We start from the raw sequence: 18,092 nt of genomic DNA, 5'->3' as shown, positions 1-18,092 counted from the left end.
CCGCAGCAATGGATATGTACACAATCCAACTGTGTTGACTGCCAGGCCGCCTTCGCGAGCAAGCCCGCTCCCACAGTGGGATCATTGGGGTGTCAGGTAGATAGATGTCGACTGTTAGGCCGCCATCGCAGGCAAGCCAGCTCCCACAGGTGATCAATGATGTGTTGGCGGACGAGTTACCGCCTGCCCGAGCGCGTACTCACATCCACCCACACCGCCAGCACCAAAATGCTGCCCTTGACGATCATCTGCCAGTAGCTGTCCACGTCCAGCATCGACATGCCATTGTCCAAACTGGTAATCACCAACGCCCCCAGCAACGCGCCATACACCGTGCCCGACCCACCGCGCATCGAAGTGCCGCCAATAAAGCACGCCGCGATGGCGTCAAGTTCACCCATGTTGCCTGCCGACGGCGAACCCGCCGCCAGGCGCGCGGTATTGACCAGGCCGGCCAGCGCGCACATCACGCCCATGATGCCGAAGATCCACAGTTTCACCGCTTGCACATTGATGCCCGACAGCCGCGTGGCCTCCATATTGCTGCCCACCGCATACACGCGGCGGCCGAACACGGTCTGGCGGGTCACATAGCTGAACACCCCCAGCAACGCCAGCAACAGCAACACCGGCACGGGGATGCCGTCGTAGCGGTTGAGGGTGGTGACAAAGCCGGCAAGCACCGCGCCAATCAGCACCACGCGCAGTGCATCGCGCAGCAGTGAATGCGCAGCCAGCCCATGCAGCGCACGGTTGCGCCGTTGTTTCCAAGTGAGGAACAGCGTCAGGGCAAACAGCAACACCCCCAACGCGATACCGACGGTGTGGGGCAAATACCCCTGGCCCACATACACCAGCGACGGCGACACCGGCGCGATGGTGGTGCCGCCGGTAATCCCCAGCAGAATCCCGCGAAACGCGAGCATCCCGCCCAGGCCGACGATGAACGACGGGATGCGCAGGTAAGCGGTCATGTAGCCGTTGGCCAAGCCGATCATCAAGCCGCACAGCGCCACCAGGCTCAGGTTGGTCAATAGCGGTACGTGATAAACCACATCCAGAATCGCCGCCAGCCCACCCAGCAATCCGAGTAGCGAGCCCACCGACAAGTCGATCTCGCCGCTGATGATCACCAGCACCATGCCGCACGCCAATATGCCGGTGATCGACATCTGCCGCAGCAGGTTGGAGAGGTTGCGCGGGGTGAGAAAACCGCCCTCGGTCTGCCAACTGAAAAACAGCCAGATGAACGCCACGGCGATCACCAGCGCGAGCATTTTGTAGCGGGTAAATAGGTGTTTGACCTGGTTCATCTACGCGGTCTTCCGATCATTATTGTTATGGCTGAGCGCAGCGGCGAGCACCTGTTCCTGGGTGAGCCCGTCATTGATGAAATCCCCCCGCAACTGGCCGTCGCCAATCACCAGCACGCGGTTGGACACGCCGAGCACTTCGGCCAATTCCGAGGAGACCATGATGATCGACACGCCTTCGGCCGCCAGTGCACCCATCAGTTTGTAGATCTCATACTTGGCGCCCACGTCCACCCCGCGTGTGGGTTCGTCGAGGATCAGCACCTTGGGCTTGGCCATCAGCATTTTCGCCAGCACGGCCTTTTGCTGGTTGCCGCCGGAGAGGCTGGTGATCGGCAGCGATGGGCTGGCGGTCTTGAGGTGCATGCGGCTGATTTGCTGGTCGATGCTGCCCAGTTCGGCTTCGGCGTTGATGCGGGTCAGGTGCGCGTAGGTGTCGAGCACCGCCAGGGTGATGTTCTGGCCCACGCCCAGGTCGGGGATGATGCCTTGGCGCTTGCGGTCTTCTGGGACCATGCACAGCCCGGCGCGGATCGACTTGAGCGGCGTGCGCGTGTCGATCACCTGGCCTTCCAGCCACACCTCGGCGCTGTAGCGCCCGGGGTAAGCACCGAACAGCGCCGACACCAACTCCGTGCGCCCGGCGCCCACCAAGCCGGCGATGCCGAGGATTTCACCGCGCCTGAGCACGAAGGAGATGTCGTCGACGCGTTTGCGCTTGGGGTTGTCGACGTCGTAGCAGGTGACGTTACGCGCCTCGAAGATCACCTCGCCCACATCATGGGGCTCGGTGGGGTAGAGGTTGCTCATTTCGCGGCCGACCATCTGCGTGATGATCCGGGGGATGTCCATGTCTGCCATGGCGGTGGTCGCGATGTGCTTGCCGTCGCGAATTACTGCAATGGTGTCGCACACCGCCGCCACTTCATCGAGCTTGTGCGAGATGTACACACAGGCCACGCCCTTGGCTTTGAGGCCCCGGATAATGTCCAGCAGCACCTCGATTTCGCCACGGGTCAGGGCCGAGGAAGGCTCGTCAAGAATCAACAGGCGCGCCTGTTTGTTCAAGGCCTTGGCGATCTCCACCAGTTGCTGGTAGCCGCCGCCATACTGCGACACCGGCAGCGCCACATTCATGTCTGGCACCTTGAGTTCGCGCATCAGCGCCTCGGCGCGGTGCAGCATCGCCGGGTAGTTCATGCGCCCACCGGGCAGGGTCAGTTCGTGGCCCATGAAGATGTTCTCGGCCACCGACAGGTCGGGCACCAGGGTCAGTTCCTGGTGAATGATGACAATCCCGGCGGCCTCGGTTTCGCGGATAGACTGGGCCTTGAGCGGCTGCCCATCCCAGAGGATTTCGCCCTCCCAGGTGCCGTGCGGGTACACCGCCGAGAGCACCTTCATCAAGGTGGATTTACCCGCACCGTTCTCACCGCACAGGCCCACGCATTCCCCAGGTTTGACCTTGATGTCGATGCCGTTGAGGGCGTTGACACCGCCAAAACTTTTGACGATGCCGTTCATTTTCAGCAGGTAGTCGGACATGGGAAAGGCTCACACAAATAGGCTGGCCCCCACCCCTGTAGGAGCGAGCTTGCTCGCGAAAAACCCGAGAGCGCCGCGTTTATCCAGGAAGCGCGCATTATCGTTGACGTTTTTCGCGAGCAAGCTCGCTCCTACAGGGGGCGAGGTTTTATCGAGGCAGTCATCAGTGCCCGGCGATCTGCTCTTTGGTGTAGAACCCGTCCTTCTCCAGCACGTCGATATTGGCCTTGGTCAGGGGCGTCGGGGTGAGCAGGATGGTGTCGACCTGTTTGCTGCCGTTGTCGTATTGCGAGCTGTAGGTGGGTTTTTCATTGCGCGCCAACTGCACTGAAAGCCTGGCCGCTTCGCTGGCGATCAGCTTGAGTGGCTTGTACACGGTCATGGTCTGGGTGCCGTCGATCACGCGCTTGATCGCCGCCAGGTCAGCGTCCTGGCCGGAGATCGGCACCTTGCCCGCCAACTTCTGCGCAGCCAGGGCCTGGATCGCACCGCCGGCGGTGGCGTCGTTGGAGGCGACGATGGCGTCGATCTTGTTGTCGTTACGGGTCAGGGCGTTTTCGACAATGCTCAAGGCTTCGGTAGGGTTCCACTCCTTGACCCATTGCTGGCCAACAATCTTGATATCGCCTTTGTCGATGGCCGGTTGCAGCACCTTCATCTGACCTTCGCGCAGCACCTTGGCGTTGTTGTCCGTCGGCGCGCCGCCCAGCAGGAAGTAATTGCCCTGGGGCGCCGCTTGCAACACGCCGCTGGCCTGCATCTCGCCGACCTTTTCGTTATCGAAGGAAATGTAGGCGTCGATGTCAGCGTTGAGGATCAGGCGATCATAGGACACCACCTTGATCCCGGCCTTCTTGGCTTCGGCCACTGCGTTGGTCAGCACCGTGGCGTTGAACGGCACGATCACGATCACATCGACGCCTCTAGAGATGAGGTTTTCGATTTGGGCAATCTGCTTCTGTTCGTTGGCGTCGGCAGACTGCACGAACACCTTGGCGTCGAGCTTTTCTGCGGCGGCGACAAAGTAATCACGGTCGCGGGACCAGCGCTCCAGGCGCAGGTCGTCGATGGAAAAGCCGATTTTCGGGTGCGCAGGGGCGGCCATCACCGGCAGGGCGAGCAGTGCCAGGGCTGCGGCGAGCAGGGCAGGTTTGAATGACTTCATGGTGGTGCGTCCTTTTATTGTTGTTGGAAAGACACAGCGTGGTGCGGGTTGAACTCTAGAGCGTCATTCGACGCTCTGTGCAGAGATTTGTCGTGCAAATGTCACCGATAGATAAACCGATTCACAACGCCTTCAAGCATCTCCTGGCGCCCACTCACCGCCTGCGGGTTCAGCGCGTTGGCAAAGGCATGTTCAGCCAATGACTCCAGGCTGAATTCACCGGCCAACACCGCCTGGCCCAATGGCTGCTGCCAGCCGGCATAGCGCTGGTCCTTGAACTGCTGCAAGCGGTCGTCCTGCACCATCGCCGCCGCACGCTCCAGGGCCAGGGCCAGCACATCCATGGCCGCGACATGCCCGTGGAACAGGTCCACCTCGTCGAGGCTCTGGCGGCGCACCTTGGAATCGAAGTTATAGCCGCCGTTCTTGAACCCGCCGGCCTTGAGGATTTCATAGGTGGCCAGGGTCATTTCCTCGACGCTATTGGGGAACTGGTCGGTGTCCCAACCGTTCTGCGGGTCGCCGCGGTTGGCGTCGATACTGCCGAAGATCCCCAACGATACAGCGGTGGCGATCTCATGATGAAAACTGTGCCCGGCCAACGTCGCATGGTTGGCCTCGATGTTCACTTTGATCTCGTGTTCCAGGCCGTACTCATGCAGGAAGCCGAACACGGTGGCGCTGTCGTAATCGTATTGGTGCTTGGTCGGCTCCTGGGGCTTTGGCTCGATCAACAGGTCACCCGTAAAGCCGATCTTGTGCTTGTGCTCCACCACCATGCGCATAAAACGTCCGAGCTGTTCACGCTCGCGCTTGAGATCGGTGTTGAGCAAGGTTTCATAACCCTCACGGCCACCCCATAGCACATAGTTGGCGCCCTTGAGCCGCAGCGTGGCATTCATCGCACTGAACACCTGGGCGGCGGCGAAGGCGAACACCTCTGGGTCCGGATTGCTCGCAGCCCCAGCGGCAAAACGCGGGTTGCTGAAGCAATTGGCGGTGCCCCACAACAGCTTGATGCCGGTCTGTTCCTGATGGCGTTCCAGGTGGTCGACCATCTGCGCAAAGTGGTTGCGGTACTCCTTGAGCGAGCTGCCTTCGGGCGCCACATCGGTGTCGTGAAAGCTGTAGTAGTCAATGCCCAGCTTGGAAAAAAACTCAAACGCCGCCTCGGCCTTGCCGATGGCCACCTCCATTGGATCGCCACTGCGCTGCCACGGGCGCTTGAACGTGCCCATCCCAAACATATCCGCCCCCGGCCACACAAAGGTATGCCAGTAACAGGCGGCCATGCGCAGGTGCTCACGCATGGGCTTGCCGAGTATCAGCTTGTTGGCGTCGTAGTGACGAAACGCGAGGGCAGAGGTGCTGGCAGGGCCTTCGAAGCGCACCTTCTCGACACCGGGGAAGTACGGCATGGGGTTTTCCTTATTGTTCTGGGCGGTGTCTGGATACTAGCAATGGTGCTTGGGCGGCTGATTATGAAAATCACCAAAGGGGAGTGCGATTTTGAGTGAAGGGCTGAGAACGGCTCAGGGAGTACAGGATTTAGGGAAACGTCTGACTTTACGGTGGGGATATGCCTCTTCAAGGTTTGGTGTGCCGCTGACTTGCTCTTGCTCGTTTACCTCGGAAGGCGTTACGCGTCAGTTTTCTTATCGAGACGAGCAGGGAAGTGCGGCCAAAAAACATGGATAAGGGGCAAAAAAATGAGCGTAGGTTATTTCGTCCGCCAAGGTGATAAAACCAGTTGCGGCGGCCAAGTGCTGGACGGAGATCAAAGGACCCATATGCATGGCAGTCTTCGTGCGTGCGAAGGTGACCCAGTCACCTGTGGCAAGGATGGGCAAACGTACAAAATCATCGGCGGCATTTCCTTCATGCAAAGCAATGGCCGGCTTATAGCCGGTACGTTGGATAGCTACAGCGGCTGTTCCTGTAAAGCCGAGCTGATTCCTTCGGTCTTACTCGGCAAGTACCACAGCAGAGGTGGCTCGGTTGTGAGCGCCAATAGACTGGCCGCTGAGCCGGTCCAGCCAACGCCCCACTGGACGACCCCCTCTCAACGCACCTCCACCTCGCCAAGTGAGTCGCCCCAATCCGCATTTGCCGCATTTAAAGCGCTCCTAGGCGAGGAGCCAGGTTTTTATATCGTGCCTAAAAGCATGAGCCGCGAGGCGCTGGAAGCCACACTTTTTCCGACGCTCGACCCGGCTGTAATGCGTAAGTTTCAATCGCTGAATCCCAACACAGGCCACGTCAAAGCTGGTTCGATGATCGTGCTCAGCGATCCGAAAAACACCTCCTGCACGTATGAAGAAGCTCAGTTGATGCAGGCTGCACAACACGTCAGCGCATCACTGGATGAACTGACGCCGGACGAGGCTGACTTTCTCTATCGCCACGGTGCCGAGATCGCTGGATTTATCGGCCATACCTCAACCTGGCTCGGCGTCAGCGCAGTGGTGATGGAAAAGCACCTGAGCAACTTGCGCGACACGCTGCAGGCCATGGAGCGTCTGCATCAGGACAGCTATCGGCAGCACGGGCACCTTAGGTCACCGCAGTTCTTCGCTGATCGCCAACGGTTGATGAACCAGTTGGATGCTCATCTGCTCAACTCCACCCGCTTGCGAGGACAAACAACGCTGGGCGATCACCCCAAGTTGAAAACGGCCCTTGGAATTTCCAGTCGCAGCTTGGTGCATCACTGGGACAAGGCGGGTGGGCCGGGACAGATCCCGGGGTATGCCGCTCATGTGGAGGCGGTCAGTCGTGCAACGAAGTATATGAAGGCAGGTGGTTATATCGGTATAGGCCTTGGCGGAGTGTCTTCGTTGCTGGCTATTGAGCAGGTGTGTAATGCTGATTCTGGAGCTGCATGTGAGAGGGTTAAGTTCACTGAAGGCGGGAAATTCGCAGGCGCTACATTTTTTGGTGTGGGAGCAGGAGCGTTAGCCGGTGCGACAGGCGGCTCAGTCTGCTTGGCACTGGGTGTTACGACGGGAATAGGGGGAGTGGTCTGCGTCGCGGCTTTAGTAGGAGCTGGCGCATGGGCAGGTACCACCTACGGTGGTCAAGGTGGTGAATACGTGGGTGAAAAGATCTACGAGGCAATACAACCATGACTAACATCGATACTTGGCCACCTTGGGTTGCGATTATCTTTGCCGGAGGCCCTATTCTGCTTGCAGCTGCTGGCCTTGCTTTTAGCCTTTACCTTACTCACTGTCATCTGGAAGCCATGAAGGAGGCTCTAAAAAATAGTCGTTATATGTACATATGGGGGACAAGTTTGGGGAGGCGCGGTTTGATTTGGTCTCTCTTGGAAATGTCGAAAATCGCCGGAATGGTGGTTTGGCCAAGGGCCTCTATCATTATGGGCGAGGTTGATCCAGTCGACATCGAGAAGTTTCCCCCGTACCTGAAGCGACTTTTAGTTATCGATTTGGCAATGATGATAGTTGCCTGTATTTGGATGGGTGTCGTGGTTGTGCTGCTTAGATTTAGATGACCTCAAAGCGGGCCTCCTCCGAGGCCCGCTATCCTGATCAGTCAAACCTCTGCGCACTCATCTGCACCGACCGGCCCCAGGACAAAAACAATGAAAACCCTACCGCCCGTTCACCGCATCGCCTTGCTCTTCAACGGCAGCAAAATCTACGACCGCGGCATCATCGCCGGCATTGGCAACTACCTGAGCAGCACCCGCGCATCCTGGGACCTGTTCCTTGAAGAAGACTTTCTCTGCCGTCTGCGCGGTATCGAGCGTTGGCAGGGCGATGGGATCATTGCTGACTTCGATGACCCGCTGATTGGCGAGGCGCTGGCCGGCAGTCGGGTTCCAGTGGTGGCGGTGGGCGGGTCCTATGAGGATGTCAGCAAGTACCCCAAGGGCATTCCCTATGTGGCCACCGATAACCATGCCCTGATGAAGCTGGCCTACGAGCATCTGGTGGAGGCGGGTTTGACGCGGTTTGCCTGTTTCAGCCTGCCCGAAGCCCAGGCCAATCGGTGGGCCCAGGAGCGTGAGAAAGCTTTTCGCCGCTTGATGCAGCGCGATGGCTTGCAGGTAGAGGTGTATCGCGGCCTGGGCACCAGTGCGCCGTTGTGGGACAGCGCAGTGGAGCAGCAGATTGCCTGGCTGCACAGCTTGCCCAAGCCTATCGGCATTATCGCGGTGACCGATGCCCGCGCTCGGCAATTGCTGCAAGCCTGCCTGACGGCGGGTATTGCGGTGCCGGAGGAGGTGGCGTTGATCGGTATCGACAACGACCCGCTGACCCGCACGCTCACGCGGGTGCCGCTCAGTTCGGTGATCCAGGGCACGGAGACCATGGGCCGCACCGCTGCAGCGCTGTTGCATCAGATGTTGCACGGTAAACCCTGCACGGGCACCCAGGTGCTGGTGCCGCCGGACGCCATTAACGTGCAAGCCTCCAGCCTGCATCAGCCCCTGGGCAACCCTTACGTGATGCAGGCCTTGTTGTTTATTCGCCAGTACGCCTGCCAGGGCATCAAGACCGATCAGGTCGCGGCTTATGTCGGCGTTTCCCGCTCGTCCCTGGAAGCGCATTTTCGCAAGGCGCGAGGCTGCAGCGTGCATGATGAGATTTTGCGCTTCAAACTCGCCGCTGCTGCCAAGGGCCTTGAAAACCACAGCCTTGCTATTGCCGACATTGCCGCACGCTGCGGCTTCACCTCTGCGCAGTACCTGCATACGGTGTTTCGCCGCGAATTTGGCTGTACGCCGCGTCAGTATCAGCAGGGCGCGAGCTAGAACACCGCTTTGACTTGCAAGCCCAGCACCAGCGCATTGTCGATGCTCTCCCCGGAAAACGCCCCCGGCTCGATGATGTATTGCACATCCGGGCGCAAGGTCAGCCAAGGCGTGGCCTGGTAGCCATAACTGAGTTCAATCAGCTGTTCGGCGGTGTCCAGGTCGGGATAGGCCGTGCCGGCGTTGAACGCTGCCAACTCCTGTACATCGCGGCTGCGCGGGTTCGGCACCGCACGGCCGTAGCCCAGGGCAACGGTATCGCGTGGGCGACCTTCGAACGGTTTGTACAGCACCACGCCCGCGCCATACCACTTGGTGAACGGCGAGGCCGCTTGGCTGGCGGCGGAGTATTGGCCGAAGGCATGCAGGCTGCGGCCTTGGGATGATTGTGAGGCCCACACGGCCTGGTCGATCAAGAGGTAGTGACCGCCACGCCCACTGACGTCCTTGTTGCTGCCAATGCGTTTTACATCGGAACTGTCGTAGTAATAACCGAGCTTGTATTCACCGGGCAGTGCGCCCGCATGCTTGTAGATCAGCTCAATGGGCACCACGGTACCGGTGGTGTGTTTGGGCCCCAGGTGCCAGGCGCGGCTGGAGTTGCCGTTGCTGGACGGGTCGACATTGAATGCCGCCACGCGCAGTTGCCAGTTGGGCGAAAAGTCGTATTTCACCCGGGCACCCAGGTGCGCGTTCGGGTAGTTGGCCCAGCCGCTGCCGCCGGACATGTTCAGCGGATGCCCGCAGAACCCGGCGTTCATGAAGTTGCACAGGATGCCGCTGTCCAGGCCACCGAGGTCATTGCCCATGGCCATATAGCCCAGCTTGAGGTTCAGCGCCGGGGTGAACAGCGTGCGCTCGTAGCTCAGCTCGGTGAGGCGGGTGTAGAGGCCGCCGTAGTTTTCCTGGATCGGCAGGCGGTTGCCCGCCAGGTCTTCGGAGGCGCTGTTGCCGCGTCGGTCGTTGAGGGTCAACTGGATGCGGTCGCCGTTGGTGAAACCGTAGAGCTTGCCCAGGTCGAACTGCACGCCGAGCTTGAGGTTTTGCGAATAGCGCGCCGAACGGTGCTGGCCGCCGTGGGCGTTGTAGGCGGTCTCGCCGCTGTAGTCACCGGTAAAGCGCACACCTTGCGCGTCGAGTTCGCGGCGCAGGCCGCCCCAGTCGCCGGTCAGGGTGGTGTCGTCGGCTTGAACGGGCAGGGCGGCCGCAAAGGCCAGGCCCAGCGCCAGGCGCCAGGCGGTATGAGGAGTAGGGGTCATGGGGGATATTTCCAAACACAAAGCGCGGTGCCGGAGCACCGCGCGAACAGAGGGTAGTTACGGCAGGGCGTAGGCGATCACGTAGTCGCCGCGGTCGGTGGACTGGCGTGCGCCGCCGGCGGTGACGACGATGTATTGCTTGCCGGTTTTGGGCGACACGTAGGTCATCGGCCCACCCTGGCTGCCGACGGGCAGGCGGGCTTTCCAGATTTCATCGCCATTGCCGCTGTTGAAGGCGCGCAGGTAGAAGTCCTGGGTGCCGGCAATAAAGATCAGGCCGCCCTGGGTGGACAGCGTACCGCCCAGGGTGGGCAGGCCTACCTTGATCGGCAGGTGCATGCGGATACCCAGCGGGCCGGTGTCTTCAACGGTGCCCACCGGTACTTGCCAGGCGACCTTTTGCGTCTTCATGTCGATGGCGGTCAAGGTGCCGAATGGCGGCGCCTGGCACGGAATGCCGGCCACCGACAGGAAGCGGTTTTTGTTCACCGCATACGGCGTGCCCTTGAGCGGCACGGCGCCCATACCGGTGTTCAGCGCTTCACCGCCGGAAGAGGCCTGGGCCTTATTCTGCGACGGCACCATTTGGATCCACAGGCCCAGGCGCATGTCGTTGACGAAGATAAAACCGTGCACCGGGTCGGTGGAAATGCTGCCCCAGTTCATGCCGCCCAGGGAGCCCGGGAAGCTCAGGGATTTATCGGTGCCCGGCGCGGTGTACAGGCCGTCGTAGCGCATGCCCTTGAAGTCGATGCGGCACAGCAACTGGTCATACGGCGTCGCGCCCCACATGTCCGATTCGGTCAGGGTTTGCGCGCCGATCTGCGGCATGCCCACGGATTTCGGCTGGGTCAGAGAATACGGCTCGTTGGGAATGTTCGCGGCTTTGACCGGCACTTCCTGCACGTCTGTCAGTGGCTTGCCGGTGGCGCGGTCGAGCACATAGATCTGCCCGGCCTTGGTGCCGATGACCACGGCCGGTACGGCCTTGTCGCTGCCTGGCGGGGTGAAGTCGATCAGGCTTGGCTGCATCGGCAGGTCGAAGTCCCAGAGGTCGTTGTGGACCGTCTGGTAGACCCACTTCTCGGCACCGGTGGAGGCGTCGAGTGCCAGCACCGAAGCGCCGTATTTGTGGTTGAGCTGGGTGCGTTCCACGCCGTAGATATCGGTGGACGAGCTGCCCATCGGCAGGAAGACCGTGTTCATCAGTGGGTCGTAAGACATCGGCGCCCAGCTGTTCGGGGTGCTGCGCACGTAGGTGGCGTCGCCCGTCGGGGCTTGCTTGTCTTCAGGGTTGCCTGGGTCGAACGCCCAGCGCATTTGGCCGGTGATCACGTCAAAGCCACGGATCACGCCACCGGGCATATCAGTCTGCACATTGTCTGCCACGCGGCCGCCGACCACCACGGTGGTGCCGGCCATCAGCGGCGCCGAGGACAGTTGGTAGTAGCTGTCCGGTACATTGCCCAGGCCGGCCTTGAGGTCCACCTGGCCATGGGTGCCGAAGTCTTCGCAGAACTTGCCGGTGTCGGCGTCCACGGCGATCAGGCGCGCATCAATGGTGTTGGTCAACAGGCGACGCTGGCACTGCGCACCGGCAGGCACGCTGGCGGCCAGGATCGGCGAGCTGTTGGGCTGGGTCGGCTGGGCAATCGGCGCGCTGGCGTCGAAATACGCCATGCCCCGGCAACGCTGCCACACTGCCGATTTGGCGCTGACTTCGTTCTTCCACAGTTCTTTGCCGGTGTCGGCATCCAACGCGATCAGGTTGTTGTGCGGGGTGCAGATAAACACTTTGTTGCCGATCTGCAGGGGCGTCAGCTGGTCTTCGGCACCGTTGCCGTCGCTGATGGCCACGTCGCCGGTGTGGTAGGTCCAGGCGACTTTGAGCTTGTCGATGTTGTCGCGGTTGATCTGGTCCAGCGCGGCGAAACGGCTGCCACCTTCGGTATTACCGTAGTGCGCCCAATCTTTCTGCGCATCGGCCGCAGCCACTGGGGTAATGCCCGGGCCCGCACCAGTGGGCTTAACGCTTGGGTGCGCGACAAACATATTGCCCGCTGCCACCGCCACGCCCAATGCCAACACGGCGGCGACGCCATAGGCACCCCGCGCCGGTTTGCCGGCCAGCAACGGATACACCAGCGCGACCACCACGCCGATCACCGCAAACATGAACAGTCGTGAGAACAGCGGCCAGTATTCCAGGCCCACGTCGGCCACCGCCCACACGGCGGTAGCCACCAGGAACGCGGCGAACAACCAGGCGCCGGCAGGCTTGCGCCGTGCGATCAGCAACCCGGAAATGGCCATGGCCACGCCGCCCAGCAGGAAGTACCAGGAGCCTCCCAGGCTGACCAGTTTGGCGCCGCCGACGGCGAGTGCAAGGCCGAGCAGGGCGATGACGACGCCCAGGCCCAGGAGTAAGAATCTAGAGACGCCAGCGGCGCGCGATGCTCGTTTCATGTCGAATGGACTCGAGTGAGAGAGGGCAAAGACGCGATTTTAGCAAGATAAGTAACCGGTTAGTACATTTGAGTCCTGCAATAGACTGTTGCAGGTACTGCGATGATGGGGGGGGGCCGCTTCTGAAGTGGTCAGTAGGTGGTCCATACAATCGACAATCTGTGTGGCGAGGGAGCAAGCTCCCTCGCCACAACATCAGAACTTGAAACGCCCCACCAGCCCATTGAGCTGGCCTGAAATATCAGTCAACCGCCCTGACCCGGTCTGCGCCGAATGCGCAAAGCCTTCCACCAACTGCGCGTCGGCGTGGATCTGCGCGATATGCCGGTTGATCTCTTCGGCCACCTGGTGTTGCTCTTCGGCGGCGGTGGCGATCTGGGTGTTCTGGTCGCGAATCGAGTCCACCGAACCACGGATCTTGTCGAAGCTATCGCGGGCCTGCTGGATGCGCGCAACGCTGGTGTTGGACACCAGCAAGCTGCCTTGCATCTGCTGGGTGACTTCCTGGGTGCGGCGGGCGAGGTTGCCCAGCAGGCTGTCGATTTCGCCGGTGGAGTCGGCGGTGCGACGCGCCAGTGCACGTACTTCATCGGCCACTACCGCAAAGCCGCGGCCCTGGTCGCCAGCGCGGGCGGCTTCGATCGCCGCGTTGAGTGCCAGCAGGTTGGTCTGTTCGGCAATCGAACGGATGGTGTCGAGGATGGTGTTGATGTTCTGGCTGTCTTGCTCGAGCAACTGCATGGTCTGTGTGGATTTTTGCAGGTCTTCGCTGAGCTTGAGCACGCTGCCGGTGGCTTCACCGATGTGCTGCTGGCCGGTGTGCACGTCGCGATAGCCCTCATCGGCACTCGTGGCGGCGGCGCTGCATGAACGCGCGACTTCGTTGGCGGTGGCGACCATCTCGTTGAACGCGGTGCTCACCAGTTCCACGGCTTCGCGCTGGCGGCCGGCGGCCTGGTTCATATTGTTGGCCACGGCGCTGGTGTCGGCGGCGGCGGTTTGCAGGTCTGAGGAGGCATTGCCGATGCGCTGCACCAGTTGCGCGATCATGCTCAGGAACTGGTTGAACCAGCCGGCCAGGCTCGCGGTTTCGTCCTTGCCCTGCACCTTGAGCTGACGCGTGAGGTCGCCTTCACCTTCGGCAATTTCCTGCAGGCCGTCGGCCACACCGCGAATCGGGCGCACGATGACACGGGCGAAACTGGCGCCGACGATGGCGAACACCACGGCCAATACGGCGGCAATCGCCGCGATCAACCACGTCAGGCGGGTGGCACCGGCCATCACTTCGTCACGCTTGATCAGGCCGATAAAGCGCCAGCCCAGGTCTTTGGAACTGACCACGTTAGCCATATAGGCCACACCGTCGATGCTCACCTCGGTCACGCCATCGCCGTGCTTGGCCAGTTCGGCGTAGTTCGCGCCCAGGCCCGCCAGGGGCTTGAAGTTGTGCGTGGCATCGCTGGGGTCCACCAGCACGTTGCCGTCGGCTTCCACCAGCATCAGGTAGCCACTGTCGCCCAGCTTGATGGTGCGCACCAGTTCGGTGAGTTGCTTGAGCGACACGTCCAGCCCAACCACCCCAAGGACATTGCCCGTGGCATCCGCGACGGTGCGCACGGTGCCGATCAGCACCACATCGTCCGGGGCCCAGTAGTAGGCGCCTGTGCGCACGGTCTTGCCTGGGGCTGCGATGGCGGCCTGGTACCAGGGACGGGTGCGCGGGTCGTATTGCGTCAGTTTGGCGTCGTCCGGCCAACTGGCGTAGCCGCCATCGCTCAGGCCCAGGGACAGGTAGGCGGTGCTGGGATGGCTTTTGGCGAACTGATCGAAAATCGCCAGCAGTTCGGTGTTGGTCGGTGTAAGCGGGATTTGCGCGGCATCGGCACCGGCATAGCTCTTGAGGTTCTTGGCCGCGATCACGCGCGGGTCTTTGGCGACGAAGTCGACATTCTGGCTGATGCCATCGAAAAATTGCTGCATGCCATTGTCGATCTGGCGGATCTCGCGACCGCTGCTGTCGAGGAAGTTGGCCAGCGCACCCTCGCGCAGATTCAGCACCACGATAACGGCGACCAGGATAACCGGCACGCACGCGATGGCCGCAAACGCCCATGTCAGCTTCTGCTTGATATTCATGACTTCACCCGCGGGTATTTATAGTTTTGGCAAGGGGAGAAAAATTAGTGCTGCGTGTCGCAGGCGTTTTTGTGAGAGGCGAGGCCATGCGTACCCTCGGTATATCGGCCGAGGGTGTTGGCACTTGAGCAAGGGCAATCAGGCGATCGGCTCACCGACCAGGGCATCGCGGCGCATCGACTGCAGGTTCTTCTCGATGGTCTCGCAGATGCTTTCCATCTGGATCTGGTGTTCGCTGGAATTGAACGGGCTTTGCAGGTCGGTGCCGATGCGTTCGATGGCCAGCAGCATGAACCCCACGACGGTGGAGGCCAGCGGCGTGAACCAGCCAAGGGATTCCACCAGGCCTACCGGCACGATCAGGCAGAACAACGAAATGAACAGCCGCGGGAAATACACGTAAGGGTAGGGCAGTGGCGTGTTGGCAATCCGCTCCATACCGCCCTGGGCGTTGGAAAGGTCTACCAGGGTTGATTCCAACCGCGCCAGGCGAATGCTGTCCAGGTGCCCGGCCTGGTATTCGCGCGCCAGCAACGACGCCGAGCCGGTGAGGATGTCATTGGCGAAGTTATTGGTGGCACCGTTGCGTGCAAATTCTTCGGCGGGGATAAAGGCTCGCACTTCCTCCGGGCACGGCTGGCCCTTGAGGTGCGCAGCCAGGCAATTGACGTAAGCCACGTGACGGCGCAACAGCGTCGACTTCACTGGGTTCACCTCACCCGGGGCGTCATCGAGCAGGGTTAACACTTGCCGGGCAAAACTGCGCGAGTTGTTGACCATCGCGCCCCACAGCGTGCGCGCTTCCCACCAGCGGTTGTAGGCGCTGCTGTTGCGAAAACTGATCAGCACCACCAGGGCCGAGCCGAGCAAAGTCAGGGGCATCAGCGGCAAATTGATCTTGGCGGTGAGAAACAGCATGAAGTCCACCGTCACTGCCACATCCCATAACAACAGCCAGAACAACGCCCAGCCCACATAGCCCATGGTCTTGATGATCAGGCGGTATTTCTTCAGAAGGGCAGCTTTCAAACGAGAACCTCGCGGCGGGCGGTTGGCAACAATCCCCTGTTACGACGCCGGCGAGGAAGGAAGGTTCGCAGTGTGCTGAATCGATTAGTTCTCTAACCGCCAGGCGGAGAGAATGTAACCAAAGGTTGCGCGTAAGTGTGTGTCGCGGGGCATTTGAATGTGGAACAACTTTGGTACTGATGACGTCTTGTCCGGCAATCGCTGTACATTGCGTTCGAGGCAAAAAGCCATTAATGGCAGGATTTTTGAAGTGATTTGTTTTGGGGCCGGGCTGCAGGGATTTCGTAGCTGAGATCAGTGGCATCAAGTTGGATGATCAGGGCTCTTTCATGCGTGTCAGTTCGTTGAAGTTGGCTATGTGTAATACCGCGCAAGCGCTCGAACGTCATAAGGATTTTGAATCGTGCATGAGAGCGCATTACCACGTGCTGCTCGTGCCCTATTCGAGACGACCGTTTTTCTACAAGAGTGCCCTTAAATACAGCCGCTTGATGGTGTCGTTTGCATTATTGAGCCAATACTTTTCCACACCGCTGCCGTTGTTGGCAGAAGTTAAAGCCTTGTGCGTAACGCGCAAGTATTGTTCGAAAAACAGCCTGGAATCGATCTTTTTGCTGTTCCAGGCCCTGGGCTTCATGGAGGTTGCGCCGCACCCCGAAGACAGTCGCTTCAGGGTGTATGCACCCTCGGATGAAGCCTGCCGCGAAGCGCGGTTGATGCTCACCGCCCTCACTGAGTCGTTGGCGCTGCTCTACCCCGAAAGGGAAGTGTTCCGGCAGATGCGCGACCTGGATGACCGCGAGTTCCTGGCGCTCTATTTCAAGGGTTTTGCCATGATTCTCGCGGCCGAGTTGACGGTGGATGTCTTGCTGCCCGAATGTTATTGGCTGGTGAAGCGCGACGCCGGCCATCTGTTGATGCTGGCGATCTACAACGACGCCTTTGCCCCAGAGAATGACCGCGCCACCTTCCGGTCGTCTTCCTACCTGGCCTTGGCCAAGCAACTTTCCGTGTCCAAGACCCACATTATCCGTATGGTGCAGGAGGGGGTTGAAAAGGGTTATTTCAAAGCCCACTCCAAAACCCGGCTGGAAGTTCTGCCACCCTTTGCCAGCCTGGTAAAGCGGTTCATGGCCTTTTCATTTGCGATGGGCCTGCATGCTATTGAGATGGGAGCGTAAGGATGCCTGCTAACTTGAAGTTGCGGCCCAGAATGCGCAGTTTGTTGTCACCTGCGGTGACCCAGGCCGAATGGGTAGGGATTATTGCCTGGGTCGGCATGCTCCTGATTCCGCCGGCTTTGAAGTTGGACCTTTATATGTTGGCCGTCACGGTCGGCCTGCTGATTGTTTGCCGGGTACATGCCACCACCGCGAACTTTCTGCTCTGGCGAGTGCTGGGGGTCATCTATATGGTGTTGTTGTCCGTCGGCTTCGCCTATCTGATTCGTCTGAATGAAGAGTTGCGTATCTACGGCTTGCCGTTGGCCGTGACCCTGGTGGTGGGCAGCGCCATCTTGTTTATCAGTGTCCAGGATTATCTGGTCGATGCGCTATTGATCTGGCTGATCCTATGGCCGCCCATGCAGACGGATATAGAGGCTGGGAATGAGGTGTATTTGCTGCTGTTCTGCGCGGCGTCGGTGTCCATCGGGTTTATCTTGAGTTACTCCTACTTGAAGAACCTGCGTTCGGTATTGCTGGTGGAAAGCGAGTTTCGCGCCTTGGCCGAGACCGACTACCTGACGTCCATCCTCAACCGGCGCGCCTTTATGCAGAGCTTCGAAAAGTTGCTGGCCGGGGAGCAGGGCGGCTACTTCATCATGTTGGATATCGACAGTTTCAAGGAAAAAAACGACCTGTATGGCCACGACGTGGGGGACAAGATTTTGCGCGCCATGGCCCTGTGCCTGAAAAACGCCAAAGGCAGCCACAGCTTCGGGCGGATCGGCGGGGAAGAGTTCGGCGTGTTATTGCAGGGCGACGATGTGGAAGTGGCCTGTGATTATGCTCTGGACTTGTTGCAGGCGATCCGCAGCAGTGTGCCCGCCCCCCACCATTACACCTGCAGTGCAGGGATGGCGCGTTTTTCGCCGGGCGACGAGTTATCGGCCGTGCTCAAAATGGCCGACAAGAACCTGTACGGCGCCAAGCGCAATGGCAAGGACTGTGTGCACCTGGACGGTGCGCTGTTAAAGGCGATCTTGTCCTGAGGCTTGCCGTCCAGTGCATAGATATCTACACAACTTTCCAAATTGCAGCAGCCAACGCTAACCACGATGCGAAGCGAGCCGCTCTTGATCTTGCTCTTGATCTGCTTTTGATCTTAAGCGCCCCGTTAAACCACGCTGGCCGGAATTCGACAGGGATTTGGGGGGTAAACCGGCAGGGATGCCG

At 60.2% G+C, this 18,092-nt stretch carries 12 protein-coding genes and 2 pseudogenes; 5 read left to right on the top strand and 9 right to left on the bottom strand.

Annotation, left to right across the window (positions count from 1 at the left end):
* Nucleotides 1-176 precede the first annotated feature (176 nt).
* From DK871_RS26615 to xylA, 4 genes are all read right to left on the bottom strand, one after another.
* Nucleotides 177-1,313, bottom strand: coding sequence for a sugar ABC transporter permease (locus DK871_RS26615; protein WP_161907256.1), 1,137 nt, complete (start codon nucleotides 1,311-1,313; stop codon nucleotides 177-179).
* A complete protein-coding gene (gene xylG, locus DK871_RS26610; RefSeq protein ID WP_161907255.1) occupies nucleotides 1,314-2,858 on the bottom strand; it encodes a D-xylose ABC transporter ATP-binding protein in 1,545 nt (514 codons plus the stop codon). It lies immediately after the preceding gene.
* 163 nt (nucleotides 2,859-3,021) lie between these two features.
* On the bottom strand, nucleotides 3,022-4,023 hold the full coding sequence (gene xylF / locus DK871_RS26605; protein ID WP_161907254.1) for a D-xylose ABC transporter substrate-binding protein: 1,002 nt from the start codon (nucleotides 4,021-4,023) through the stop codon (nucleotides 3,022-3,024).
* Between the two features lie 101 nt (nucleotides 4,024-4,124).
* A complete protein-coding gene (xylA, locus tag DK871_RS26600; RefSeq protein WP_161907253.1) occupies nucleotides 4,125-5,441 on the bottom strand; it encodes a xylose isomerase in 1,317 nt (438 codons plus the stop codon).
* A gap of 291 nt (nucleotides 5,442-5,732) precedes the next feature.
* Between xylA and DK871_RS26595 the strand changes: the two genes are divergently transcribed.
* From DK871_RS26595 to DK871_RS26585, 3 genes are all read left to right on the top strand, one after another.
* The gene (locus tag DK871_RS26595) at nucleotides 5,733-7,151 is read left to right on the top strand and encodes a PAAR domain-containing protein (RefSeq protein WP_161907252.1); all 1,419 of its coding nucleotides are present in this window, start codon (nucleotides 5,733-5,735) and stop codon (nucleotides 7,149-7,151) included.
* The gene (locus DK871_RS26590; RefSeq protein ID WP_034127135.1) at nucleotides 7,148-7,537 is read left to right on the top strand and encodes a hypothetical protein; all 390 of its coding nucleotides are present in this window, start codon (nucleotides 7,148-7,150) and stop codon (nucleotides 7,535-7,537) included. Before DK871_RS26595 ends, DK871_RS26590 begins: the two co-directional genes overlap by 4 nt.
* Nucleotides 7,538-7,627: 90 nt before the next feature.
* Nucleotides 7,628-8,803 carry a XylR family transcriptional regulator gene (locus DK871_RS26585; RefSeq protein WP_161907251.1) on the top strand — a complete coding sequence of 392 codons (1,176 nt, stop codon included), beginning with the start codon at nucleotides 7,628-7,630 and terminating at the stop codon, nucleotides 8,801-8,803.
* Here the strand turns inward: DK871_RS26585 and DK871_RS26580 are convergent.
* From DK871_RS26580 to DK871_RS26565, 5 genes and pseudogenes are all read right to left on the bottom strand, one after another.
* Nucleotides 8,800-10,062, bottom strand: a complete 1,263-nt coding sequence (locus DK871_RS26580; RefSeq protein WP_161907250.1) for a carbohydrate porin — start codon at nucleotides 10,060-10,062, stop codon at nucleotides 8,800-8,802. The genes DK871_RS26585 and DK871_RS26580 overlap by 4 nt on opposite strands.
* Nucleotides 10,063-10,119: 57 nt before the next feature.
* Complete coding sequence (locus DK871_RS26575; RefSeq protein WP_161907249.1) at nucleotides 10,120-12,528, bottom strand: glucose/quinate/shikimate family membrane-bound PQQ-dependent dehydrogenase; 2,409 nt, start codon at nucleotides 12,526-12,528, stop codon at nucleotides 10,120-10,122.
* A gap of 195 nt (nucleotides 12,529-12,723) precedes the next feature.
* Nucleotides 12,724-13,260: pseudogene (locus DK871_RS29785) on the bottom strand (methyl-accepting chemotaxis protein); the annotation flags it as partial.
* A gap of 327 nt (nucleotides 13,261-13,587) precedes the next feature.
* Nucleotides 13,588-14,667, bottom strand: a pseudogene (locus tag DK871_RS29780) (cache domain-containing protein); the annotation flags it as partial.
* A gap of 138 nt (nucleotides 14,668-14,805) precedes the next feature.
* Nucleotides 14,806-15,696 (bottom strand): bestrophin family protein, encoded by an 891-nt coding sequence (locus tag DK871_RS26565; protein WP_161907247.1) that lies wholly within the window; start codon nucleotides 15,694-15,696, stop codon nucleotides 14,806-14,808.
* 329 nt (nucleotides 15,697-16,025) lie between these two features.
* Between DK871_RS26565 and DK871_RS26560 the strand changes: the two genes are divergently transcribed.
* Together DK871_RS26560 and DK871_RS26555 are read left to right on the top strand one after the other, a co-directional pair.
* A complete protein-coding gene (locus tag DK871_RS26560; RefSeq protein ID WP_003190543.1) occupies nucleotides 16,026-16,877 on the top strand; it encodes a hypothetical protein in 852 nt (283 codons plus the stop codon).
* A gap of 2 nt (nucleotides 16,878-16,879) precedes the next feature.
* The gene (locus DK871_RS26555) at nucleotides 16,880-17,908 is read left to right on the top strand and encodes a GGDEF domain-containing protein (protein WP_178116087.1); all 1,029 of its coding nucleotides are present in this window, start codon (nucleotides 16,880-16,882) and stop codon (nucleotides 17,906-17,908) included.
* Nucleotides 17,909-18,092 lie beyond the last annotated feature (184 nt).

This window comes from Pseudomonas sp. L13 (genome assembly GCF_009935965.1).
In the GTDB taxonomy this organism is placed as follows: domain Bacteria; phylum Pseudomonadota; class Gammaproteobacteria; order Pseudomonadales; family Pseudomonadaceae; genus Aquipseudomonas; species Aquipseudomonas lactis.
The sequence above is the reverse complement of the archived record's forward strand: the minus strand, read 5'-3'. Positions and strand labels throughout refer to the sequence as shown.

What these genes read in the sequence shown, in the direction of transcription:
- DK871_RS26615 (WP_161907256.1), bottom strand. Translation starts at nt 1,313, where the DNA reads ATGAACCAGGTCAAACACCTATTTACCCGCTACAAAATGCTCGCGCTG.
- DK871_RS26585 (WP_161907251.1), top strand. Translation starts at nt 7,628, where the DNA reads ATGAAAACCCTACCGCCCGTTCACCGCATCGCCTTGCTCTTCAACGGC.
- DK871_RS26555 (WP_178116087.1), top strand. Translation starts at nt 16,880, where the DNA reads ATGCCTGCTAACTTGAAGTTGCGGCCCAGAATGCGCAGTTTGTTGTCA.
- xylF (WP_161907254.1), bottom strand. Translation starts at nt 4,023, where the DNA reads ATGAAGTCATTCAAACCTGCCCTGCTCGCCGCAGCCCTGGCACTGCTC.
- xylG (WP_161907255.1), bottom strand. Translation starts at nt 2,858, where the DNA reads ATGTCCGACTACCTGCTGAAAATGAACGGCATCGTCAAAAGTTTTGGC.
- DK871_RS26575 (WP_161907249.1), bottom strand. Translation starts at nt 12,528, where the DNA reads ATGAAACGAGCATCGCGCGCCGCTGGCGTCTCTAGATTCTTACTCCTG.
- DK871_RS26560 (WP_003190543.1), top strand. Translation starts at nt 16,026, where the DNA reads ATGCGTGTCAGTTCGTTGAAGTTGGCTATGTGTAATACCGCGCAAGCG.
- DK871_RS26590 (WP_034127135.1), top strand. Translation starts at nt 7,148, where the DNA reads ATGACTAACATCGATACTTGGCCACCTTGGGTTGCGATTATCTTTGCC.
- DK871_RS26595 (WP_161907252.1), top strand. Translation starts at nt 5,733, where the DNA reads ATGAGCGTAGGTTATTTCGTCCGCCAAGGTGATAAAACCAGTTGCGGC.
- xylA (WP_161907253.1), bottom strand. Translation starts at nt 5,441, where the DNA reads ATGCCGTACTTCCCCGGTGTCGAGAAGGTGCGCTTCGAAGGCCCTGCC.
- DK871_RS26580 (WP_161907250.1), bottom strand. Translation starts at nt 10,062, where the DNA reads ATGACCCCTACTCCTCATACCGCCTGGCGCCTGGCGCTGGGCCTGGCC.